Source organism: Wolbachia endosymbiont (group A) of Sicus ferrugineus (genome assembly GCF_947251515.1).
In the GTDB taxonomy this organism is placed as follows: domain Bacteria; phylum Pseudomonadota; class Alphaproteobacteria; order Rickettsiales; family Anaplasmataceae; genus Wolbachia.
This window is the reverse complement of record NZ_OX366370.1, coordinates 478,508-501,210: the sequence shown is the minus strand read 5'-3', so window position 1 is coordinate 501,210 and position 22,703 is coordinate 478,508. Positions and strand designations below refer to the sequence as shown.

Annotated in this window: 17 protein-coding genes and 9 pseudogenes; 7 read left to right on the top strand and 19 right to left on the bottom strand. The window is 35.8% G+C overall.

All coding sequences use genetic code 11. The features are described from left to right. Positions 1-58 precede the first annotated feature (58 nt). Positions 59-1,070 (bottom strand): annotated as a pseudogene (locus tag OPR24_RS02555) (IS630 family transposase). Between the two features lie 76 nt (positions 1,071-1,146). On the opposite strand from OPR24_RS02555, the pseudogene OPR24_RS02550 reads away from it, so the two are divergent. From OPR24_RS02550 to OPR24_RS06510, 4 genes and pseudogenes are all read left to right on the top strand, one after another. Next, positions 1,147-1,365 (top strand): annotated as a pseudogene (locus tag OPR24_RS02550) (hypothetical protein); the annotation flags it as partial. Positions 1,366-1,511: 146 nt separating this feature from the next. Next, positions 1,512-2,726: a multidrug effflux MFS transporter gene (locus OPR24_RS02545; protein ID WP_458694318.1), complete on the top strand. Its 1,215-nt coding sequence runs from the start codon at positions 1,512-1,514 to the stop codon at positions 2,724-2,726. A 57-nt stretch (positions 2,727-2,783) separates the two neighbouring features. Continuing rightward, positions 2,784-3,944 (top strand): ankyrin repeat domain-containing protein, encoded by a 1,161-nt coding sequence (locus OPR24_RS02540; RefSeq protein ID WP_320157131.1) that lies wholly within the window; start codon positions 2,784-2,786, stop codon positions 3,942-3,944. A gap of 40 nt (positions 3,945-3,984) precedes the next feature. Continuing rightward, positions 3,985-4,095 (top strand): annotated as a pseudogene (locus tag OPR24_RS06510) (hypothetical protein); the annotation flags it as partial. On the opposite strand, the pseudogene OPR24_RS02535 reads toward OPR24_RS06510, so the two are convergent. The 4 genes and pseudogenes from OPR24_RS02535 to OPR24_RS02520 all read right to left on the bottom strand — a co-directional run. Next, positions 4,052-5,063 (bottom strand): annotated as a pseudogene (locus tag OPR24_RS02535) (IS630 family transposase). The pseudogenes OPR24_RS06510 and OPR24_RS02535 overlap by 44 nt on opposite strands. 185 nt (positions 5,064-5,248) lie before the next feature. Next, positions 5,249-6,007, bottom strand: coding sequence for a twin-arginine translocase subunit TatC (gene tatC / locus OPR24_RS02530; RefSeq protein WP_265033769.1), 759 nt, complete (start codon positions 6,005-6,007; stop codon positions 5,249-5,251). Continuing rightward, on the bottom strand, positions 6,004-6,990 hold the full coding sequence (gap, locus tag OPR24_RS02525) for a type I glyceraldehyde-3-phosphate dehydrogenase (RefSeq protein WP_265033975.1): 987 nt from the start codon (positions 6,988-6,990) through the stop codon (positions 6,004-6,006). Before gap ends, tatC begins: the two co-directional genes overlap by 4 nt. 714 nt (positions 6,991-7,704) lie before the next feature. After that, positions 7,705-8,330: pseudogene (locus OPR24_RS02520) on the bottom strand (IS4 family transposase); the annotation flags it as partial. Positions 8,331-8,412: 82 nt separating this feature from the next. Here OPR24_RS02520 and OPR24_RS02515 point away from each other — a divergent pair. Next, positions 8,413-9,424, top strand: a pseudogene (locus OPR24_RS02515) (IS630 family transposase). A 10-nt stretch (positions 9,425-9,434) separates the two neighbouring features. Here OPR24_RS02515 and OPR24_RS06605 read toward each other — a convergent pair. The 10 genes and pseudogenes from OPR24_RS06605 to OPR24_RS02465 form a co-directional block, all read right to left on the bottom strand. Then, positions 9,435-9,506, bottom strand: a pseudogene (locus OPR24_RS06605) (phage tail tube protein); the annotation flags it as partial. Next, positions 9,481-9,891, bottom strand: coding sequence for a DUF3168 domain-containing protein (locus OPR24_RS02505; protein ID WP_265033027.1), 411 nt, complete (start codon positions 9,889-9,891; stop codon positions 9,481-9,483). The gene OPR24_RS02505 and the pseudogene OPR24_RS06605, both read right to left, overlap by 26 nt. A gap of 25 nt (positions 9,892-9,916) precedes the next feature. Then, positions 9,917-10,060, bottom strand: a pseudogene (locus OPR24_RS06600) (WPE palindromic element domain-containing protein); the annotation flags it as partial. A 58-nt stretch (positions 10,061-10,118) separates the two neighbouring features. Continuing rightward, a complete protein-coding gene (locus tag OPR24_RS02495; protein WP_265033025.1) occupies positions 10,119-10,304 on the bottom strand; it encodes a head-tail connector protein in 186 nt (61 codons plus the stop codon). Then, a complete protein-coding gene (locus tag OPR24_RS02490; protein ID WP_265033023.1) occupies positions 10,301-10,543 on the bottom strand; it encodes a hypothetical protein in 243 nt (80 codons plus the stop codon). Before OPR24_RS02490 ends, OPR24_RS02495 begins: the two co-directional genes overlap by 4 nt. Positions 10,544-10,628: 85 nt before the next feature. Beyond that, positions 10,629-11,640 (bottom strand): annotated as a pseudogene (locus OPR24_RS02485) (IS630 family transposase). 190 nt (positions 11,641-11,830) lie between these two features. Next, a complete protein-coding gene (locus OPR24_RS02480) occupies positions 11,831-12,094 on the bottom strand; it encodes a hypothetical protein (RefSeq protein WP_265033767.1) in 264 nt (87 codons plus the stop codon). Next, a complete protein-coding gene (locus OPR24_RS02475) occupies positions 12,072-12,692 on the bottom strand; it encodes a hypothetical protein (RefSeq protein ID WP_265033766.1) in 621 nt (206 codons plus the stop codon). Before OPR24_RS02475 ends, OPR24_RS02480 begins: the two co-directional genes overlap by 23 nt. A 6-nt stretch (positions 12,693-12,698) precedes the next feature. After that, positions 12,699-12,884, bottom strand: coding sequence for a hypothetical protein (locus OPR24_RS02470; protein ID WP_265033765.1), 186 nt, complete (start codon positions 12,882-12,884; stop codon positions 12,699-12,701). Positions 12,885-12,952: 68 nt separating this feature from the next. Next, on the bottom strand, positions 12,953-15,490 hold the full coding sequence (locus tag OPR24_RS02465; RefSeq protein WP_265033764.1) for a valine--tRNA ligase: 2,538 nt from the start codon (positions 15,488-15,490) through the stop codon (positions 12,953-12,955). A gap of 267 nt (positions 15,491-15,757) precedes the next feature. Here OPR24_RS02465 and OPR24_RS02460 point away from each other — a divergent pair, with 267 nt between their 5' ends. Further along, positions 15,758-16,513 carry a hypothetical protein gene (locus tag OPR24_RS02460; protein ID WP_265033763.1) on the top strand — a complete coding sequence of 252 codons (756 nt, stop codon included), beginning with the start codon at positions 15,758-15,760 and terminating at the stop codon, positions 16,511-16,513. Positions 16,514-16,726: 213 nt separating this feature from the next. On the opposite strand, the gene OPR24_RS02455 is transcribed toward OPR24_RS02460, so the two are convergent. Beyond that, positions 16,727-18,238 (bottom strand): ankyrin repeat domain-containing protein, encoded by a 1,512-nt coding sequence (locus tag OPR24_RS02455; protein ID WP_265033762.1) that lies wholly within the window; start codon positions 18,236-18,238, stop codon positions 16,727-16,729. Between the two features lie 306 nt (positions 18,239-18,544). On the opposite strand from OPR24_RS02455, the gene OPR24_RS02450 reads away from it, so the two are divergent. Further along, positions 18,545-19,750 (top strand): MFS transporter, encoded by a 1,206-nt coding sequence (locus OPR24_RS02450; protein ID WP_406833292.1) that lies wholly within the window; start codon positions 18,545-18,547, stop codon positions 19,748-19,750. A gap of 474 nt (positions 19,751-20,224) precedes the next feature. Here the strand turns inward: OPR24_RS02450 and OPR24_RS02445 are convergent, their stop codons facing one another. From OPR24_RS02445 to secG, 3 genes are read right to left on the bottom strand one after another with little or no spacing between them, the layout of a single operon-like run. Continuing rightward, positions 20,225-20,632, bottom strand: a complete 408-nt coding sequence (locus OPR24_RS02445) for a nucleoside deaminase (RefSeq protein ID WP_265033760.1) — start codon at positions 20,630-20,632, stop codon at positions 20,225-20,227. Between the two features lie 41 nt (positions 20,633-20,673). Further along, entirely contained in the window at positions 20,674-22,278 is a 1,605-nt protein-coding gene (locus tag OPR24_RS02440; protein ID WP_265033758.1) for a CTP synthase, read from the bottom strand. After that, complete coding sequence (secG, locus tag OPR24_RS02435) at positions 22,278-22,598, bottom strand: preprotein translocase subunit SecG (RefSeq protein ID WP_265033756.1); 321 nt, start codon at positions 22,596-22,598, stop codon at positions 22,278-22,280. The genes OPR24_RS02440 and secG overlap by 1 nt, the downstream gene beginning before the upstream one ends. Positions 22,599-22,703: the final 105 nt, after the last annotated feature.

The following is a 22,703-nucleotide window of genomic DNA, read 5'->3' as shown; positions in this document are numbered from 1 at the left end:
TTTTAACTTCTTCTCTATTTCCTCAGCTTCTAGATCATATTCCTCCTGATACCAATTCTCATTGTTGGTCAGTCAAATAGGAGAAATTGCAGAGTTGTTTAATTGTGGAGCTGGCAAGAGAAGTAATAAATTTGCACAAAGCACCCTAAAGCAGAGCAATTGTATCGTATATTTTATTGCGCAAAATGTTCTGTTTTATATATAACCAAAGCCTCTCAACAAGATTTAGCTCAGGTGAATATGTAGGTAGGTATATAATGTCGATATTTTTAGGTACCTTTAAATTTTTTGACCTATGCCAACTAGCACAGTCCATAACGAGAAAAGCCTCTCGTGTTTCTAGATATTGCGACATCTGCTCAAGAAATATGTTCATGCAATCAGTGTTGACATTTGGTGCAAATAAGCTAGAACTCTCTCCATTTCTAGGATTAACCGCACTATAGAGATAGAAATTTTGCCTAACTAATTTTGTTTTAACCTGTGTTCTAATCCCCTTTTTAAACCACCCATGTCCAACCTTTGAATGTGTGCCAAACCTTGATTCATCAAAGAAAAATAGCTCTTTTTCTGGATACTTGCTAATAGCTCCATTGAGATTTTTTTTTGAATTCCTCTTGTTTGCTTTTATCTTGTCCATTATGAACTGGTCTGGGTGTAATATATGAGAATTTCATCTTTTGCATATAGCGGTGTACTGTAGATTTGCTGATATTTAATCCGAACTTTTCCTGGATTCTTATTCTCATTTCTTTAATGGTAATATTAGGATTTTCTTCTATCCACTCTTCAATTTGCCGTAGTTGATCCTGATTTAATTTAGTTTTTCTACGCCGTTGTGGAGGAGTAAACAGTTTTTCTTTTCTGCCAAATTTCAAGAGTTTTACCCACGAAGTTAGTGCGCTTCTTGAAATGCAATATATTTTTGCTACAGCCGCTATACTGTGCTTTTTTGCTGCAATTACAGCATTTAGTTTTTTTGAAACATATGCATTGTTCCTTACTTTCTTCAGCATTTCTTTTGCTGATTCTACTACTTTTTCATCCAATAATTTTAATCTTAATGCCATTTATACCTCAACTATTTTACTTGCTTCATTATGGCTTTTCTTCCATCATTGTCCATCTGGTTGCCTTGTAATGGGAATTGGTATTACCATTCCTAAAGAGCTAAAAAACTACAAAGTAAATGATAAGAATCTGTTTGATATTATTGTTGAATATTTTCAAAAAATTTGCGAAAAATTAGGTTTTAAATTTGAGACTAAAATAGAACATAGCCTTGGTAAACCACTAAAGGTAGTAAGTGAGTCAAATGCATCTTCTGTTGAATACTTAAAACTTAAAGTGAATAATCCAAGATAAGATATTGAAATTCAGGCTTTTCATGATTTTAGCTTAAGATTCCAATGTCCGCTACTCGAATGACATCGTTTACTATGTAACATTGTACTTATACTAATGAAAAAAATATATTATAATCAAGTATATTTAATCCAGTAAATCATTAAGTGAAAACAGCTCTTTCGCAAAATATCATCTCTCTTATTATGATATTGTCTGTAGCAATTGTCGATATGGCAACTGACCTATACTCAGTTGCACTACCAAGCATTGCCAATTATTTTAAAGTAGAAGGCAGTGTAGTGCAGCTTACAATTAGCTTGAATCTAGTTGGATTTGCAGTATCTGGATTAATTTATGGTCCATTATCGGACCATTATGGTAGGCGTCCAATGATGCTGATTGGTATGACAATTTTTACTTTGGCAAGTGTCATGTGTTATATAGCCGACAGTATTATGCTCTTGATACTAATTCGCTTCATACAAGGAGCAGGGGCTGGTGTTGCAGGTGTTGTTGGGTATGCAGCAATAAGGGATATGTACTCGGGTAGTGAATACTCGAGAGTAATTTCAAAGTTAAATATGGTAGTGGCACTCTCACCTGGAATAGCTCCAGTGGTAGGCGGTTATATAATTTCACATGGGTATAGTTGGAAATTTTTGTTTTTTATTATGTTACTTGTGGCAATTGCTATGCTTATTTTTATTTACTTTAAGTTACAAGAAACACTCACTGTGAATAAAAATGAAACCAGTATAACTACTAATATCTGTAAGCAATACATATCAATATTTAGAAATTATCGTTTCCTTGGGTTTTCAGCCATTCATGGATTAACTTTCATGTGGCTTTGGGCATATGTTGCTAACTACCCGTTCATATTTGAATCAATGGGCATTGAAGTACAGTATTTTGGCTACCTCATATCGATCATAGTCATATTTTACATAATTGGAACTTTAATTAATAGAAGGTATGTACCAAAAGTAGGGGTGAGCAAAATGCTAATAATAGGTTTGGTGTTACCGATAATATCCGATAGTTTATTGGTATATTTTTATTTCGCGGACAAGTTAAATATATTAATTCTTCAAGTTGCCTGGATTCCAGCCAATATTGGGCTTGCATTAGTAATCAGCAATAACGTAACTTCTGCTTTAGAAACGATCAAAGGTATAGGGCTTGGTAGTGCAGTCCTCTCATTCTGCAATATGATGTTTGGGGCTATTGGAATATATATAGTAGGAAAATTTTTTCGCTATGGCATTTTACCAAATTTACTATTAACAATAATATGCTCTACAATTGCGATTCTTATGTACAGCCTGCTCAAATATACTGAAAAACACGGGCGTTATTTGCGTGATCCAGGAACATAGAGTTCATGGGTTATTAATGATTTTGCCGTGATAATATAATTTTACAGGAGGTGTGGGATAAGCAATTCAAACAGAGATATAAGAGATATAAATGCTGATTTATTTCAGGCTGCTAAAAGTGGTGATATTAATGGAGCAAAGCGTCTAATAAAGGAAGGAGCAGATGTTAATGCTTTAGATGGAAACAAATTTACTCCTTTATGGCATGCTATTGTCAGAGGAAACAAAGATATGGTCTCGCTTTTAATTGATAACAAAGCAGATGTTAATGCACAGTCCGAAACCGGACGCGCTCTTTTACATGTTGCTGTTGGAAAAGCCAACAGAACGCAAACACTCGATACAAGCATAATAAAAGCTCTATTAGAAGCAGAAGGGACCAATGTTAATGCAGTAGATGGAGATGGAAAGACTCCTTTACATGAAGCTGCTAAAAGTTACGATAAGGAAATAGTAACAGTTCTATTAGAAGCAAAAGGAATTTATGTTACTCCACTAGATAATACTAGCAGCACTCCTTTAAATCTTGCCTTTCAACAAGGCAGGAAACATATAGTAAAAATTCTAGAAGAAACGCAACAGGACATCGAAGCTTTGTATTCAGCTGTTAAAAGTGATAATTATGAGGAAGTTCAAAGTCTATTAAGTAAAAAAGTAAACGTTAATTCAATAGACAAAAATGGAAAAACTCCTTTACATTGGGCTGTTGGAATTGGCCATAAAGAGGTAGTAGAAGCCCTATTGGGAAAAGGAGCAGATGTTAATACAAAAAATAATTATGGAAATATCCCTTTACATTGGGCTGTTGGAATTGGCCATAAAGAGATAGTAGAAGCCCTATTGGATAAAGATGGAATCGATGTTAATGCACAAGATAATGATGGATGGACTCCTTTACATTTTGCTGCTCAAAATGGCGAAAAAGATGTAGTAAAAGCCCTATTGGATAAAGGGGCAAATGTTGATGTACAAAATGATGAAGGAGAGACTCCTTTCAATTCAGCCACTGATAAAGGAATACAAAATCTATTGCAAAGCGTAAAAGAGGCCAATGATAAACTACTTGAGGCTGCTAAAAGCGGTAATATTGATGATGTAAAAAATCTGTTGGATGAAGAAGGAAAAGCACAGGTTAACGCAAAAAATGAATTTGAAGAGACTCCTCTACACTTAGCTACTCAAAATGGCCATAAAGACGTAGTAGAATTCCTATTTTAGTAAAGGAGCAAAGGTTGATGCAAAAAATGAATCTGAAGAGACTCCTCTACACTTATCTGCTCAAAAAGGATATAAAGACGTAATAGAATTCCTATTTATACCAATTCTCATTGTTGGTCAGTCAAATAGGAGAAATTGCAGAGTTGTTTAATTGTGGAGCTGGCAAGAGAAGTAATAAATTTGCACAAAGCACCCTAAAGCAGAGCAATTGTATCGTATATTTTATTGCGCAAAATGTTCTGTTTTATGTATAACCAAAGCCTCTCAACAGGATTGAGTTCAGGTGAATATGGAGGTAGGTATATAATCTCAATATTTTTAGCTACCTTTAAATTTTTTGACTTATGCCAACTAGCACAGTCCATAACAAGAACAGCTTCTCTTGTCCCTAGATATTGCGACATTTGCTCAAGAAATACATTCATGCAATCAGTGTTAACATTTAGTGCAAATAAGCTAAAACTCTCTCCATTTTTAGGATTAACTGCACTGTAGAGATAAAAATTATGCCTACCTAATTTTATTTTAACCCGAGTCCTAGTGCCTTTTTTAAACCATCCATGCCCAACTTTCGAATGTGTGCCAAACCTTGATTCATCAAAGAAAAATAGCTCTTTTTCTGGATACTTGCCAATAACTTCATTGAGATTTTTTTTTGAATTCCTCTTGTTTACTTTTATCTTGTACGTTGTGTACTGGTCTTGGTGTAATATATGAAAATTTCATCTTTTGCATATGGCGGTGTACTGTAGATTTGCTGATATTTAATCCGAACTTTTCCTGGATTCTTATTCTCATTTCTTTAATGGTAATATTAGGATTTTCTTCTATACATGCTTCAATTTGCTGTAGTTGAGCCTGATTTAATTTAGTTTTTCTACGGCGTGATGGAGGAGCAAACAGTTTTTCTTCTCTGCCAAATTTCAAGAGTTTTATCCACGAAGTTAGTGCGCTTCTTGAAATTCAATATATTTTTGCTACAGCCGTTATACTATGCTTTTTTGCCACAATTACAGCATTTAGTTTTTTTGAAACATATGCATTGTTCCTTACTTTCTTCAGCATTTCTTTTGCTGATTCTACTACTTTTTCATCCAATAATTTTAATCTTAATGCCATTTATACCTCAACTATTTTACTTGCTTCATTATGGCTTTTCTTCCATCATTGTCCATCTGTTTGCCTTGTAATGGGAATTGGTATAAAGAGTCAAATACACAAAGTCTTATTAGTAATGATCACACACGCTTAAGCAAGAAAAAGGTGCTCGTGCTCGAAAAAGAACGTTACAAATACATATTTATTCAAACCTTTGCCTTCTTCTCAATATACCTACATATCAAAATGGACAATTCATATAGAATCAGCATTGGTATTGCAAGCCCTACTTGGCTTAATACATCAGGTGGAGTTAAGATTGCAGCGATAATAAAAATTACCACTATCGCGATTCTGCGTTTATTTGACAAACTTTGTGTAGTTAGTAACCCTACTCTTACCATCAATGTGAGTATTACTGGAATTTGAAATGCAGTGCCAAATGCAAACATAAATTGGAGAACGAGGTCTAAATATTCGCTAACTGATGGCATAAACTCTATCGGTATATCGAAGGATTTACCACTGTGTTCGAAGTTGATAAAAAACTTCCAGGCTAAAGGAAATATATAGTAATAGACTACAGTAGCTCCCGTTACAAATAAAACCGGGGTTGCAATTAAATATGGTAACAACACTGCCCTTTCACTTTTATATAACCCAGGTGCTAAGAACATATAGAATTGCCATGCAAACACAGGAAAAGAGAGCAAAAGTGCACTCATCATTGCAACTCTAAGATACACAAAAAATGCCTCTGTTAAGTCTGTGTAAATTAAAGAAAAACCTTCGCTATCTTTTGTTGCTTCTATTAAAGGTGCAAGTAAAAAACGGTATATATTTTCCTTAAAGTAGTAACAAAAACCAAAAGCAACGCAAAAAAATAGAAAGCAAAAGATAACTCTTTTTCTGAGTTCCGCAAAGTGCTCACAAAATGAAGCATATTTGTTTGGGTTTCCATTCATACTTTACTATGGCTCAATGATGCTATGTCTAACATTCTCAGCGAAAAAGCCCACTCATTGTCATACCACGCTGCAACTCTACAGATGTCGCCTGTAACATATGTACCAGTTGAATCCACAATTGCGCTATAAGGGTTATGCACAAAGTCTATTGAAACTAAAGGTTCCGTGCATACAGAAAGCACATTGCTTGCTGCATCCTTAAACATTTCATTTATTTCTTTAACGGTCGCTTTCTTATCAGTCGTAAATTTAAAATCAACCATAGAAACATTGCTAACCGGAACTCTGACGGCAGTGCCATCTAGCTTTCCCTTTAATTCAGGAATTATAGAACCAATTGTTTTTGCTGCCCCGGTTGTAGTTGGCACTATAGATAATCCGCAAGCCCTTGCTCTGCATAAGTCTCTATGATTGCCATCAAGAACATTTTGATCATTCGTATAGGCGTGTATAGTAGTCATAAAGCCACTTTTTATACCTAGATTAGAGTGTAGGACTTTCACAATCGGAGCAAGGCAATTTGTAGTGCAAGAACCTGCTGATATTACTTTATGCTCTTTTTTGAGCATATCATTATTCACACCATAAACTATAGTTACATCAGCATCTGGAACTGGAGCAGAGACAATCACTTTCTCTGCATTGTGCCTTATTGCTTCTTCACGCTTGTTAAATGCACCAGTACATTCAAGTATTACATCAACATTCCAAAGAATATTTTCAGGGCTCCGTTCTCTATATAAAGAAAATTTTCTGCCATTTATAAATAGCCAATTTTGAGACTCATTAAAGTCAATATCACCACTGAATTTGCCATGAACAGAATCATATTTAATCAAATGTGCATGCTGCTTTGCACTGAGCGATCCATTGACAGCTACAACTTCTATTTGTTTGCTATATTCTTCTATTTCGAAAATAGCACGCAATACGCCTCTGCCTATTCTACCCAGACCATTAATTCCTACACGAATCGTCATCTCTTCATTCAAAAAATTTAATTATAGAGGATATCACTTGATATTTCATTTTATTCTTTTGCTTTTCTATCGATATGAACATTATGGCAAGGAGACAGGGCTAAAAAATTGCTTTACAAACTCCGCCAGCCCCCTTATTGTAGTATTAATGGTATTTATGACTCAAAACTTGTTTTTGATCTGTGCAGGTTCAACAATAAAAATTCAGTAAAAAACTTAGGGTATTTTTTGGCGGATTACATAAAATTATAGCGGCTGCATGTCTTTTAAATTTTTTCTACATTCAGCCAAATCGCGCTTAAACTAAGCGTCAGCACATTATTACAGCGCCAGTTTAAATTATTATAGGGTCAAAACTCGCACCACGGTGCTTCTTTTGCCTTTTTTTTCGTTTGGTAAATTTCTTAATGTTTGTAGCTAAAGCAACTTAAGAGACCGAAAATGGTCAGTGCTCCTTTTTTTGTCATCCCAGTGCCCCTATGATGTCATTCCAGTGCTTGACACTGGAATCTAGTCTTTATTATGCAGCCACTTATTTAAAGTTAAGTTTTCTGGATCCAAGTAGTCAGGGCACTGGGATGACAGGAGAAGGTACTACCCTGACAACCGTCATCCCGCTGTTTGTTAGCGGTATCTAGAGATACCGCGGCGGTATGACGGTTCGCGGTGGCATGACGATAACCTCGTTATCCCGCTACGTGTTAGCGCTTACTATTACCCACAAGTATAGAATTCATGAGCAAGTCTCCATCCTTCTGCTAAATCAAAGAGACGTTTCCATCCCTTCCACAAAGCTATAGGGCCTGGTTCTAAGTCATTTTTGCGAGCTAAAAACCCTCCTAACTTGGCCACCCACCTCACAATTTCTCTTATAGGTGGTGGAGTCTCAGGATAGTTTTTTGTCTTAAGCATTTTGGTATATAAAACCTTCCATTCGTCATCAGTCAGTATGACAGTGCAAGAAAGATTCAGATTTGTTCTAGCTACCAATGTGATAAAAAATATTCTCCATGCAATTATACTCATAATTGTAAGAAAGCGGATCAATCTGTCTGCTGTTTGGAGCCTACATTCTTCAACTTTAAGACCGGATTTCAAAATTTTATGAAAAACCTCTATTCTCCATCTTAAGCAATACCATTGTATTTTTTCTACTGCTTCTTCAAAATTATTAATATTTATATTTGTTAACAAAATCCAGTTCATGGGCTCTTCGCCAAATGGGGATATTTTTCTATAACATAGACAGCATTTAAATTTAAATTAGGAAGTTTTTGGGTTTTACGTCTAGCGTTGTTTTTTGATGCATTCATCACAAAGTTACTAAACTTTACTTCTAATACCAATTCCCACTATACAAAGAACGGATAGACAATAATGGAAAAAAAGCCATACTAAAGTAAGTGAAGTAGCGAGGTATAAATGGCATTAAGATCAAAATTATTGGATGAAAAAGTAGTAGAATCAGCAAAAGAAATGCTGAAGAAAGTAAGGAACAATGCATATGTTTCAAAAAAACTAAATGCTGTAATTGCGGCAAAAAAGCATAGTATAACGGCTGTAGCAAAAATATATTGAATTTCAAGAAGCGCACTAACTTCGTGGATAAAACTCTTGAAATTTGGCAGAGAAGAAAAACTGTTTGCTCCTCCATCACGCCGTAGAAAAACTAAATTAAATCAGGCTCAACTACAGCAAATTGAAGCATGTATAGAAGAAAATCCTAATATTACCATTAAAGAAATGAGAATAAGAATCCAGGAAAAGTTCGGATTAAATATCAGCAAATCTACAGTACACCGCCATATGCAAAAGATGAAATTTTCATATATTACACCAAGACCAGTACACAACGTACAAGATAAAAGTAAACAAGAGGAATTCAAAAAAAAATCTCAATGAAGTTATTGGCAAGTATCCAGAAAAAGAGCTATTTTTCTTTGATGAATCAAGGTTTGGCACACATTCGAAAGTTGGGCATGGATGGTTTAAAAAAGGCACTAGGACTCGGGTTAAAATAAAATTAGGTAGGCATAATTTTTATCTCTACAGTGCAGTTAATCCTAAAAATGGAGAGAGTTTTAGCTTATTTGCACTAAATGTTAACACTGATTGCATGAATGTATTTCTTGAGCAAATGTCGCAATATCTAGGGACAAGAGAAGCTGTTCTTGTTATGGACTGTGCTAGTTGGCATAAGTCAAAAAATTTAAAGGTAGCTAAAAATATTGAGATTATATACCTACCTCCATATTCACCTGAACTCAATCCTGTTGAGAGGCTTTGGTTATACATAAAACAGAACATTTTGCGCAATAAAATATACGATACAATTGCTCTGCTTTAGGGTGCTTTGTGCAAATTTATTACTTCTCTTGCCAGCTCCACAATTAAACAACTCTGCAATTTCTCCTATTTGACTGATCAACAATGAGAATTGGTATTAGGTTTCGTATATTATTTAACACAATAAAATTATTGTCATGATCTTTAATTTTTAGCTGTAATTTGCTCATTATCACCTCCTTTCATTAAAATATCAAAATTAATTGTTGAATGTAAAATCTCATCGTGCTGACTCATAGCACAATTACTTTCCAAAATAGTTTCATTATCAGAATATTTAATACTCTTAAGTATCAAGTTAATATACCTTATAATGGCAAACATACTGCCTATATGATGGGTATATATGTCGCATGAAAATCTTGCCTTTGTAGCAAAATTGGACAGCATATGCAGATTATTATAATTCACTACATGCAATCTCAGGTAAGGAATGGTGACCTGTTTAGGTAAGTAGTCATAAATGTTAGTAACATATTTCCTTAAATCAGAGTTTGCTTTTAGTGCTTCATAAATGCTACTGTACAACTCGTTTATAGCTTGAATTTTTTCCATGATTAATCCTCAGATTTACTCAGACGCGGCTGTACGGACATTGCAATTTGCAGGCAATTTGCGTGGCAGATGGTGTCATTCCAGTGCTTGACACTGGAATCCAGCTTTTGATCGAAAATGTTGTATAGTGCACAATCAATTTTTCTGGATCCCAGTGTCTGGGCACTGGGATGACACCCTTCTGGTGGACAATGTTTGTACAGAGCTACTTGGATGACAAGAAAGAGCTACAAAACAACCTTTGGTTCGCGAAATGGAGAATACACCTTCTTCACTTCAGACAAATGGCTACTTACCCACGATTCACGATCTTTGTAAATAGCAGAAACATGCCGCATAATACCTAGTTTTATCTGCTCAGGAACATTGTCATAGCTAGCCTCGTATACAACATCAACTCTTATTGCATTCAAATAATTGAAAAACTCAACGTAGCCCCTACATCACTAAAATAATACTTAAGTGTTCTCTTCTCTTGACCTTTAGACATCATTGCAGTAGCCAATACTATCTTACTCACAGGGCCATAGCTTAAATAGATCCTACGAGGTACATAATATTCATATGAAACTTGCCATGTTTGTTTCACCAGTGACTTTTCCATATGCCACTCAGCATAATCAGTTGCCATAAAAATTAGATCTGAAATCAACTTATCATCTTGATCGTTCTCAATGCGTAAAAAAGATTTAACCTCTTCTAAAATAACTGGAAAAGATTCAGACTTATACCAATTCTCATTGTTGGTCAGTCAAATAGGAGAAATTGCAGAGTTGTTTAATTGTGGAGCTGGCAAGAGAAGTAATAAATTTGCACAAAGCACCCTAAAGCAGAGCAATTGTATCGTATATTTTATTGCGCAAAATGTTCTGTTTTATGTATAACCAAAGCCTCTCAACAGGATTGAGTTCAGGTGAATATGGAGGTAGGTATATAATCTCAATATTTTTAGCTACCTTTAAATTTTTTGACTTATGCCAACTAGCACAGTCCATAACAAGAACAGCTTCTCTTGTCCCTAGATATTGCGACATTTGCTCAAGAAATACATTCATGCAATCAGTGTTAACATTTAGTGCAAATAAGCTAAAACTCTCTCCATTTTTAGGATTAACTGCACTGTAGAGATAAAAATTATGCCTACCTAATTTTATTTTAACCCGAGTCCTAGTGCCTTTTTTAAACCATCCATGCCCAACTTTCGAATGTGTGCCAAACCTTGATTCATCAAAGAAAAATAGCTCTTTTTCTGGATACTTGCCAATAACTTCATTGAGATTTTTTTTTGAATTCCTCTTGTTTACTTTTATCTTGTACGTTGTGTACTGGTCTTGGTGTAATATATGAAAATTTCATCTTTTGCATATGGCGGTGTACTGTAGATTTGCTGATATTTAATCCGAACTTTTCCTGGATTCTTATTCTCATTTCTTTAATGGTAATATTAGGATTTTCTTCTATACATGCTTCAATTTGCTGTAGTTGAGCCTGATTTAATTTAGTTTTTCTACGGCGTGATGGAGGAGCAAACAGTTTTTCTTCTCTGCCAAATTTCAAGAGTTTTATCCACGAAGTTAGTGCGCTTCTTGAAATGCAATATATTTTTGCTACAGCCGTTATACTATGCTTTTTTGCCGCAATTACAGCATTTAGTTTTTTTGAAACATATACATTGTTCCTTACTTTCTTCAGCATTTCTTTTGCTGATTCTACTACTTTTTCATCCAATAATTTTGATCTTAATGCCATTTATACCTCGCTACTTCACTTACTTTAGTATGGCTTTTTTCCCATTATTGTCTATCCGTTCTTTGTATAGTGGGAATTGGTATTAGCTTTGTTAAACAAATTGCTCATTACTCCCCTCCCCTCATGAACAAAACTTTAGCAGTCTTGTATATATTTATTAAAATTCTCTTATCTGTGGAGGTCCCTGCACTTACATCATTAAGGTGTGATAGGAATTATTTGTTGCATCTCTAAAAAGCGATAAATTAGGGCTGCCAGTACTTGTATTAGGATTTTCGTGATTTAGTTGCTCTGAATTTTCTTTATTCTCATCCTCATCTTCCTTTTTAGGAGATAGAGATTTTCTAGGATATCTTCTTGGTGTGGATGTGCGAGGAGAAAGTGGTTTCGGGAAAGTTAGTCCATTAGCGAGCTTATTTTCACCTGTTCCTTCAAATTTCTGATGAATGTTCACTGCTTAGACCCTTTATCATTATCATTTCCAGTAAATTAGCTATTTCTTGTACTGTTTTTCCTTGTAATAAATTTTGTTCCAGCGTGTTTAGCATTTCCTCTGTATTGTTAAGACGTTCGTTGTGCTTCTTTTCCAATTTTAGAGATTTATCAAAAAGAGCATTATCAATATTAGAATTTTCAGATGAATGCTTTTCTTTTTGTTTATGTAAATCAACATTTTTACTTGTTATATTGAGGCATGCCTTTAGATTCTCTATTTCTTTTGTTATCTTTTTTTCTAACTCCTCATTTTTATTTTCATCTCCCCCCTTCCCTTCTGATTCATCATATAGTTCTTCTTGTGGGTCCTCTAACCACTCTATTTCCTTATTTAACCCTTCAATCACTTTGTCTGCATCTTGCTTTTCTCGAGTTAATCTATTTAGTTGATTATTCAATTCCTCCACTTCTTTGCTTGCAGCTTCTTTTCCTAAAGCTATTTTATTTTCTAACTCTTGTACCTTACTCTCAAATTGTTGTTTTATGCTTTCTAACTCTTGCTCTTTTTCAGCAAATTTATTTTTCTCAACCTCTATTTTCTTATTATTACTAATCATCTTGCATTAAAATGCGAGTATCAAAGTAGATAGTATAGATAAACTCAAGGCAACAGGAAGAGCTACATTAAAGGCTGCAATTGGAGATAAGAATGCAACATAAGAAGCAACAGCAAGTGTCCCAGATGCAAGCAATACCAAAGTAGCAAAAGCACCAGCTATAAGATATGGTGCATTGGTTTTACTATACAAATCCCTCATCCTCACAACTAATAATGATTATAATAGCATGGATATCAAAGGAAGTAAAGCTATAAAAATCAGTATAAGTCTATATTCACTATGTATTTCCCGTCTTCAGTTTCAAGCTCAGACTGCATCCACTCTATCATTTCCGCATTGCAAACTGCTTGTAGGTCATTCTGCACGGATTGATTCAATTTGTCCTCTCGTAGATCTGCTTTTATCACTAATTTCTTTATCAAATGCTTAACTGATACATTATTATCTGCTTTTATCTTTCTGATAATGTTTAATATCTGCACGCAATTGTCTCCCATTTCCTCTGAATATTTATCGTAGATAAGCTCTTCTTTGCTCGGCCAATTACTTTGATTGTGTACAGAATTATAACTATACAACTGGTGGTATATCTCTTCTGTCATGTAAGGCAAAAAAGGTGCAAATAACCGCAAAATAACATTTAACACATACGCCAAGCTTTGTTTTGCACTTAAGGTTGCTTCACTGCTTCCGTACGCGCGTTTTTTTACTAATTCCAAGTAGTTATCACAAAAATCCTTCCAAAAAAATTCCTCTATTACGCCCAAAGCTTCGCAGTATTCAAACTGTAATAGGTTATTCGTTGCTCTTTCTATAACTTTGTATAACTTAGACAATATCCACTTATCTATTGTCTCGTGAGCAGAATTTATGCTCATCACTTGATGCTTTTCCATGAACATGGAAACAAACTTGCTAGCGTTCCAAAGTTTTGTAACTAGGCGCTTGCCAATTTTAAATATATTTTCAGAGTAGACTGTATCAACTCCAAGCCTTGAGTTCGCTGCCCAATAGCGTACTACATCAGCTCCATAAGTTTCAAGTATTACATGAGGAGTGATGATGTTACCTTTTGATTTACTCATCTTTTTCTTATCATCGGCTAAACACCAACCGCTGATCATAATGTTTTTCCAAGGTAAAGAATCTGCATGATAATGTGCTTTCAAAATCGTATAAAAAGCCCAAGTTCTTATTATCTCATGGCTCTGGCTGCGCAGATCTGCAGGAAATATTGTATTATAGCGATGATTTGGTAAGCTAAACTCACTGTTTACTGCCAGTGCACTTAGTTGAGGAGTAATTGAACTTGTGGCCCAGGTATCCATTACATCTTGATCTTGGATAACCTCTTCTTTGCTATACCCTTTTGGCAAATCTTTGAGTGGATCTATAGGTAGGTCCTTTATCTCAGCTAGAATAATTTTACCTTCTTCTCCCTTACGTTTGGAATACCACGCTGGAAATGGCACACCAAAATAGCGCTGTCTTGAGATGCACCAGTCCCAATTTAGCCCTTCTATCCACACTTCCATACGTTTACGCATAGTAGCTGGATGCCAATTGCATTCTTTTACTTTATCTAATACTTGAGCTTTTTGCTCTAAGGTCTTGATAAACCATTGATAAGTAGGCAATATCTCAAGTGATGCACCAGACCTTTCTGCGCATTTGACAGAATGAGAAATGCTAGTGCTTTCTATCAAAAGTCCTTTTCCACTCAAGATTTCAATCATCCTCTTTCTTGCTGCTGTAACTTTCAATCCATTGATTTCATTGTAGATTCCAGCGTCACGCGCTGGAATGACGTCTTCTTTTGTCATCTGAGTAGCCCTTTCTCCTGTCATCCGAGTAGCTGACACTGGGATCCATGCTCTTTCCTTCTGACCATGTGGTGGATGCAGGTTCATCCTCCCATCCTGATCGATGATAATTTTCATTGGTAGATTATGCTTTTGCTGCCAATATATGTCGAGTTCATCACCGAATGTACAACACATAACAAGCCCAGTGCCCTTATCTATTTTTACCTTATCGTCAGCTATTATTGGAACTTTTTCCTTTGTTATTGGCGCTACGGCTGTTTTTCCGATCAGATGAGTGTAGCGTGCATCCTCTGGGTGGCAAAAAACTGCAACACATGCGGGAAGTAACTCAGGTCGCGTAGTTGCAATATTGATCTGCTCATTTTCTTGAGTAGAGAAAACTATCGTATTTAAGGATGACTCAAAAACTTTATCTTCTATTTCTGCTTGCGCAATTGCGGTTTTATCAACCGGATCCCAAAGAATAGGTTGCATTTTTCTATATGCATACCCTTTATTATATAGATCAATGAATGACATTTGAGAAAGTGTCACAGTTTCCTTGCTGATCGTGTGATATTCCAAACTCCAGTCATAACTAATGCCGACCGATTTAAATAGTTTCTTAAATTCTTGCTTTGATTTTTCAATAACCTCATGGCACATCTCTATAAATTTTTCTCTGCCAACTTCTTTTGCACGTGTTTTATAGGTTTGTTCAACCAATCTTTCAGTGGGGAGCCCATTATCATCAAACCCAATTGGGTAAAACACATCTTTTCCCAGCATGCGCTGAAACCTTGCAATAAAGTCTGTGTGGCAATAGCTAAATATATGGCCGATATGCAATTTACCCGATATTGTTGGTGGAGGTGTGTCTATAGTGAAAGTGTTATCCTTTTCACCATTCCATTTATAAACTTTACTACCTTCCCATAATATGTTGTATTTGTCTTCAATTTCTTTAAAGCCGTATTTTTCTTTTAACATAAATATTTCTCAATTTTAAGCTCTAAGTTAGCACAATTACGGCAATTTTACGCCAAAATTTTTTGTTTACGAACATAAATTTTCTATGCTATGGTAAAAATATTACTTGACCTTAGGTTCTAAAGGTGTGATGTAATATTAATTATATATATTGAGGTTTAATATGCCTAATTCAGATTTAAAAAGTCTTATTGCTGTTTTAGATAATAATGGTCAGAGCCTGGCTATCCCACAAAAACAAGCCCTAGGAAATTTTCTTAAAAAGCGTTGAATGGTAAAAATGAACAAATCAACGTAGAAGAGGAAATTGCTGCATTACGAGAGGAAATAAAAAATGAACTGAAAACTGACCAAGCAACAATAACGGCTGCAAGAGATGAACTGAAAACTCAGCTCAAAACTGATCTAATAGATCAAGTAAAAGCTGATCTAAAAATTGAGTTAACAGAGGAAGTGAAAACTCAACTCAAAGCTGATCAAGCAACAATAACGGCTGCAAAAACTGAACTGAAAGCTCAAGATGATTTCAAAAATAAAGCTAAAGGTGAACTATCAGATGAAATAAAACAAAAAGTAAGCAAGCTTGAGCAGTTAGAGGTAGGCTTAAACGCTAAAAATACCGAAGTTAAAAGCTTAAATGAGCAATTAAACACTAAAAATCAGGAAATAGCACAACTAAATACTGAAGTTGAAAACCTAAAGAAAGACTTACAAGCTCAAAATTCTCAAGTTCAGCAGTTAACGCAGAAAAATAAAGAATTAGAAGCTAAAAACAAAACAACTGAGCAACCAAAACAAAGCAATGCAGCACTGTACACCGCTACTGTTGGTATGGATCTTGCTGCTGGACTGATAGCATTTACTGCACTTGAACGTACAGTTAGGTTAGAGATGTTAGTAATGATTGGTATAGCAGTAACATCTGCACTCGTAGTTGGTGGTATTACATATGCAGTATTACCTGGTACTCAAGTAGATGGAGCAAAAGCACAAGAAGTAAATGAGAATGGGAAAAAGAAGTAACAAAGGCACTGGGCTGAAACCGTCATAAAGGAACCAGCGTCAGCTACTCGGATGACAAGAAGAGGGCGTTGGGATGGCATCATTATAGAGTGAACCAGTGTCACACTACTAGGATGACACCCTGACAATCGTCATCCCGCTACTTGTTAGCGGGATGACGATTAATTATTCTGCGCGGGATGACGCCTCACCACGTCATTTGAGTAGCGGACACTAGGATGGTACTTCCCGCTCATCTCCAGCAGTTTTTTCTTCTTTTGCTTCTTCCATTTTAGTACTAGGCTTTGACATCATATACGTAATACCACCAACCGCTAGTGCTGCTATTGCAACTGCAACCACTGCTATTACTATAGGTATTAACTCAACTGCAACCGTTCCGGTTGCAAAAAGTGCTACTGCTATAGCAGCGCCTAATACTGCTGTTGAACAACCGGCAAATAACCCATTTTTTATTGCCTTCTTCTCTAAAAACTGTCTTATATATCCATTTTTGTCAAAATCCATGGGAGTTTCACCATTTTTGCTTTTTAATAGATGGTTTGCACTCTTTGCCATAAGAGCATCTACTATCTTTTTACTGCTATTTTCATCTAAAAATGTCGATAAGTCTGTGGTATTAACATTTATGCCTGCCTCTGTTGCAACATTCGTTATATATTGGGTTGTATGTTGGGTGGCTAATCGCATACATAAAGGGGTCCATCCATTTTTATCTTCTGCATTGACATCAATCCCTTTCGTTTGTAGTAGAATCTCCACTATATCTGTGTTGCCACATAATGCAGCTAAATGTAAAGGGGTATATCTCTCTTTACTTGGTGCATTAACATCAATTCTTTCTTCTTGTAATAGAACCTTTACTGTATCTGTATAGCCATGTAATACAGCCAAATGTAAAGAAGTCCATCCATTTTTATCTTCTGCATTAACATTGATCCCTTTTGCTTGTAATAGGGTCTTCACTGTACCTGTACAGCCGCGTGTTACAGCTAAATGTAAAGAAGTCAGCCCATCTTCATTTGCTGCATTAATATCAATCCCTTTTGCTTGTAACAGAACCCTTACTGCATCTGTATGGCCATCGTTATGTAAAGGCGTATTTTTATCCTCATCTCGAGCAGTAATGCTGAACACTTTTTTTATTAACCATCCTACTATACCTACTTTGCACTCAACTGCATTATGTAAAGGGACAAGTCCATGTTTGTTTTTTTCATTAACACTCGCTCCATTTTTTATTAAAAGTTCTGTTATTTCTGCATTACGAGCAAAGTGCAAAGGAGTGTCTTCACTCCCTTCAGTTTTTGCATTTACATCTGCTCCATTTTCTATTAGAGACTGTACCGCTTCTTTACAGCCACTTTCAACAGCTTCATGTAAGGGAGTATTTCCACGCTCATTCTGTATATTAATATCTGTACCCTTGTCCTTCAGGGGCTTTATTATATTTACATAGTTATTTCTAGCAGCTATGTGCAGTAATGTACCTATATCACTACCGAATCGATAATCCAATAAAAATCCACTTTCCCTCCATAGGCGAAGCTTTTCCTTGAGTTCATCATGTTCCTGATCATGGGTTCCACTTAACTGACTTGATAGTTCAATTAACCTACTTCCTAATGCTTTTTCTATTCTTTCAATTACATTGTCCTTACTTAAATTCCCTTCTTCATTAACTGTACTTAGTATTCTTTTCCACTGCTCATATTCCATTGTCATAACTTTACCTCTGATTTTAATAGCATTTTAATTATCACACACCATAATAAAAAAGTCAACTCTATAGTTAACCCAAGAAAGGTTCCCCCACGTCATACCGCCGCGGTGCTAACTAGTAGCGGAATGACGAATTTTTGTTTTTCAAATTATCGGTAAGCCTAAGTCACTTTAGCTATATATGTTTAGGTTGTAAAATCCCAAAAAGCAGCCAGAATAGAATAAGCAAACATTTACGAATTGAATTTAGTGCAAACAAGGGTGTTGATATCAACCATACTCTGCAGAATCGCAATATGGTATGACTACATGCTCTTTATTGATTTGATTAACATAATCAGCAGAGAGTTTTGTTTTGCAAAAGATGTCTACTACAGCATACTGCAATTATTTGGAATTGTATGGCTAGGCGCAATTGTAAGGCCACTTGGTGCATTCATATTTGGTCACATTGGTGACAAGTATGGAAGAAGGATAGCATTAATAATTACTATCTTGCTAATATCGATACCATCAAGTCTTATTGCATTTATTCCAAGTCACAATCAAGTAGGTATCATTTCTACTATATTGCTTCTTGCAATCCATATAACACAAGGAATTGCACTTGGTGGTGAACAAGGAAGTTCTGTTTATCTTATAGAGCATTTATCCAGTAGGAAAGAAAACTTAGGGATGTATTTTGGAATAATGGGCTTTGGTCGCTCCATTGGTGTCTTGCTTTCTGCGGTGATAGTAATTATCTGCAAAAAAACTACTGATTTTTGCATCTGGGGTTGGAGATTGCCATTTATTTTCTCAGCTATTTTAGGATTAATTAGCGCGTATAGCATATACACATTGGGAGAAACTCCAGCATATGAAAAAAATCGAAAACAAAGAAATTTACCTGATTTGCCAATAATAGAGCTTATAAAGCGCCACAAGAGAGCTCTTATACTTGCTATTTTAATATCTGTACCTGTTAATGTTGCTGTCGGATTTACCATATTTCTTCGAACACTCGCAAAGGAAATAGCATTAGTGGATGTGTATGTAACGACATATATCAACGAAATTGTATTGATTATAACCAGTGTATTAATGCCGATATCTTCAATAGCGTTTGGAATGTTGGCTGATAAAGTTGGAAAAGAGCGCACTGCAATCTTATTTATAGCAATTACAATGGCACTATGTTGTCCTGCGTTATCTATCGCATATTACTACAAAAATTACCTTATAATTATGCTTAGTGTAATGGCTCTTTCTATAATAGAAAGAGGTATAGTTCCCATAGGAATAGTCGCATCTGAACTCTTTCCTACCAATGTTAGATTTAGTGGTGTGAGCTTATCACGCAATATCTCTTATGCGTTACATGGAGGATTTACTCCTATGGTTTGTATTTGGTTGACTGTAACATTTCCTCAAACAAACCTTGCTGCTGGACTTTATATAGTCTTCTGCTTGTTGGTCAGTGTGGTAGCAATATTGCAAATAAAACCGCAAGATAAGAAATTTGATTGGTCTTAGTTTTCTCTTATGTGATTTGATAGTGATCTCCACCGGGAAAGGGTTTCATCCGAGTAGCTGACACCCTGACAACCGTCATCCCGCTGCTTGTTAGCGGGATCTAGAGATACCGCGGCGGTATGACGTAGGACTGCTGTCATGCAAGTAGCTGACACTGGGATCCAGCCTTTATCATGCAATTTCATCATATAAATCTTTCCATTCCTGATGTGTCTGTATATAAACATAATAACTTTTCATATATAGGAAATAAATTTACTGGATCCCAGTGTCTGGGAACTGGGATGACACCATTTGCTGTGCAATTTACCTTCAAAAATGAATATTCGTACAACTATGTGTCAGCTACTTGCATGACACCCTCCTGGTAGACAATGTTCGTACAGATGTGTGTCAGCTACTTGCATGACATCCTCTGTTGTATGTCACGTACTGGAATAACAGGAAAGTCTAATGGTGCTTGGTAAGTCTAAGTTAGGTTCTTAGTTTCTCAAAAAAATCCTTTAACAAAAAAGAGCATTCTGTTTCTAATATTCCACCATAAACTTCAGGTATATGGCTGCAAAATTGAAATATCTTAGCACCATTTTCAATTCCTCCACCTTTTGGATTATAAGCCCCAAAGTACAATCGTTTAATTCTGGCAAAGGAAATAGCTTGAGCACACATCGGACATGGTTCTAATGTTACGTACATCTCAGCATCACAAAGCGTGGAAGTTGAAAATGCTTGTCTGATCGCTAACATCTCTGCGTGTGCAGTTGGATCATTGGATATATTGTGTGCAGAAGAAACAACATTGCTTCCACTAACTATTACAGCACCTATGGGAACCTCATCATCTTTCTGAGCAAGTTTGGCTTGCTCTATGGCAAGCTCCATATATTGATACTTGAACACTTTCCTTTGCTAATCTTCTTCTTTTAAATTTTATTAACTGCTGCCTTAATAAATGATACAAAAAGAGGATGAGGAGAAAACGGCTTTGATTGAAACTCTGGATGAAACTGCACACCAATAAACCACGGATGACTCTCTAACTCTACTGCCTCTATGCACGTTCCATCTTCTGATATGCCACTGCATAGAAGCCCATTTTTTTCCAAATCATCTTTATAATCTGAATTGATTATGTATCTATGCCTGTGTCTCTCTGAAATAGTAGTGTTACTGTATGCATCCATCATTTTAGAGCTTGCATTTATATTACATTTGTATGCCCCAAGTCTCATGGTTCCACCAAGATCGTCATCTTGATCGCCAGCTAACTTAACGATTGGATGTTTACAGTTATGAAATTCTTCAGAGTGTGCATCTTCAAGTTTAACAACATTACGAGCAAACTCAATAATTGCAAGCTGCATACCAAGGCAAATTCCGAAAAATGGGATATTATTTGTACGGGCATAATTTATTGCTAATATTTTACCCTCTACTCCATCATCACCAAACCCCCCTGGGACAAGAATTGCATGAGAATTCTGTAACTTCTCCCCTATAAGCTTTTCATTTATAGGTTTTTCTTCCTTCTCTCTTGAGTTAACCCAATTTATCTTTACTTTGACTTTATTACTAATCGCACCATGATTTAATGCTTCAACTAGTGATTTATACGCATCAGGGAATTCGGTGTATTTTCCCACTATAGACACAGTAACTTCCTGTGTTGGGTGCCTTATGGAATGCACTATTTGATCCCATTTAATCAAGCTTGGTTTTGGCTCACTTAAATGAAAGTGCTCCAAAATTTGCGTATCAAGCCCACATTGGCTATACAACACCGGTAACTCATATATATGACTCACATCAGGAGCAGGTATCACATTGGACAAAGAAACATTGCAAAGCTTAGCTATTTTCTCTCTCTGATTATCGAAAATTTCTTTCTCACTGCGGCATAATATAATATCTGGTTGTAACCCCGAGGAATTTAACTCTCGAACTGAATGCTGCGTTGGTTTTGTCTTTAATTCTTGCGCTGCGGTAAGATATGGTATTAAAGTTAAGTGAATAAGGATAACTCTTTGTTTTCCTAATGTGTAGTTAACTTGGCGTATAGCCTCCAAAAATGGTTGGCTTTCAATGTCACCTACAGTTCCGCCTATTTCACATATTACAAAATCTAAACCTTCCGTACCATTAAAAATGAACGATTTGATTAAATCTGTCACATGAGGAATGACTTGCACAGTTTTGCCCAGATAATCACCACGCCTCTCTTTCTTCAACAACTCATGATATATCTTACCAGTTGTTATATTATCATCTTTTGTTGCTTTAATTCCAGTAAAACGCTCATAATGCCCAAGATCCAAATCAGTTTCAGCACCATCCTCGGTAACAAACACCTCTCCGTGCTGAGTTGGGTTCATTGTCCCAGGATCAATGTTGAGATACGGGTCAAGTTTTCTGATACGGATCTTAAAACCGTAAGCTTGAAGAAGCGCACCAACGCTTGAAGCAACTAAGCCTTTACCAAGCGATGACACAACTCCACCTGTGACAAAGATAAATTTAGCTTCCTTCATTAATTTTCAAATGGAACAGAAGTAGGTTCATTTTCTTGCTTTTTTTCTAATATAATTTTCTCTGCAATCGATTTTTTATGTACGTCTTTTGAATATAATCCTGACAATAGCAATGTGTTTATAATAAACAATCCAGCAACAATAGCCGTTATTCTGCTGAGCGGGTTTTCAGAAGATTTCACCGGAATCATCGAATTGACTCCCTGTTGTGCATTACTAAAACCACTTAACGAACTACTCCCAGGCGGCTGTAAGAGCACTAAAATTACTAACACAACAACCAATATTATTTGAAATATACTTAATACCGCTACTGACATTATAGATAGGGCTGAAAATAAAAATCTTAGCAGTACAAAGCACGTAAGTCAAGGACATCTGTCACCCAAGTAGCTTGAAATCTAAGTATGTATTTACTGCCTACC

Bases quoted from the DNA above. Each gene is read 5' to 3' on its own strand.
- tatC (WP_265033769.1), bottom strand. From the start codon at position 6,007: ATGAATGGAAACCCAAACAAATATGCTTCATTTTGTGAGCACTTTGCG.
- gap (WP_265033975.1), bottom strand. From the start codon at position 6,990: ATGACGATTCGTGTAGGAATTAATGGTCTGGGTAGAATAGGCAGAGGC.
- OPR24_RS02505 (WP_265033027.1), bottom strand. From the start codon at position 9,891: ATGGAAAAAATTCAAGCTATAAACGAGTTGTACAGTAGCATTTATGAA.
- OPR24_RS02475 (WP_265033766.1), bottom strand. From the start codon at position 12,692: ATGATTAGTAATAATAAGAAAATAGAGGTTGAGAAAAATAAATTTGCT.
- OPR24_RS02465 (WP_265033764.1), bottom strand. From the start codon at position 15,490: ATGTTAAAAGAAAAATACGGCTTTAAAGAAATTGAAGACAAATACAAC.
- OPR24_RS02455 (WP_265033762.1), bottom strand. From the start codon at position 18,238: ATGACAATGGAATATGAGCAGTGGAAAAGAATACTAAGTACAGTTAAT.
- OPR24_RS02450 (WP_406833292.1), top strand. From the start codon at position 18,545: ATGCTCTTTATTGATTTGATTAACATAATCAGCAGAGAGTTTTGTTTT.
- OPR24_RS02445 (WP_265033760.1), bottom strand. From the start codon at position 20,632: ATGGAGCTTGCCATAGAGCAAGCCAAACTTGCTCAGAAAGATGATGAG.
- OPR24_RS02440 (WP_265033758.1), bottom strand. From the start codon at position 22,278: ATGAAGGAAGCTAAATTTATCTTTGTCACAGGTGGAGTTGTGTCATCG.
- secG (WP_265033756.1), bottom strand. From the start codon at position 22,598: ATGTCAGTAGCGGTATTAAGTATATTTCAAATAATATTGGTTGTTGTG.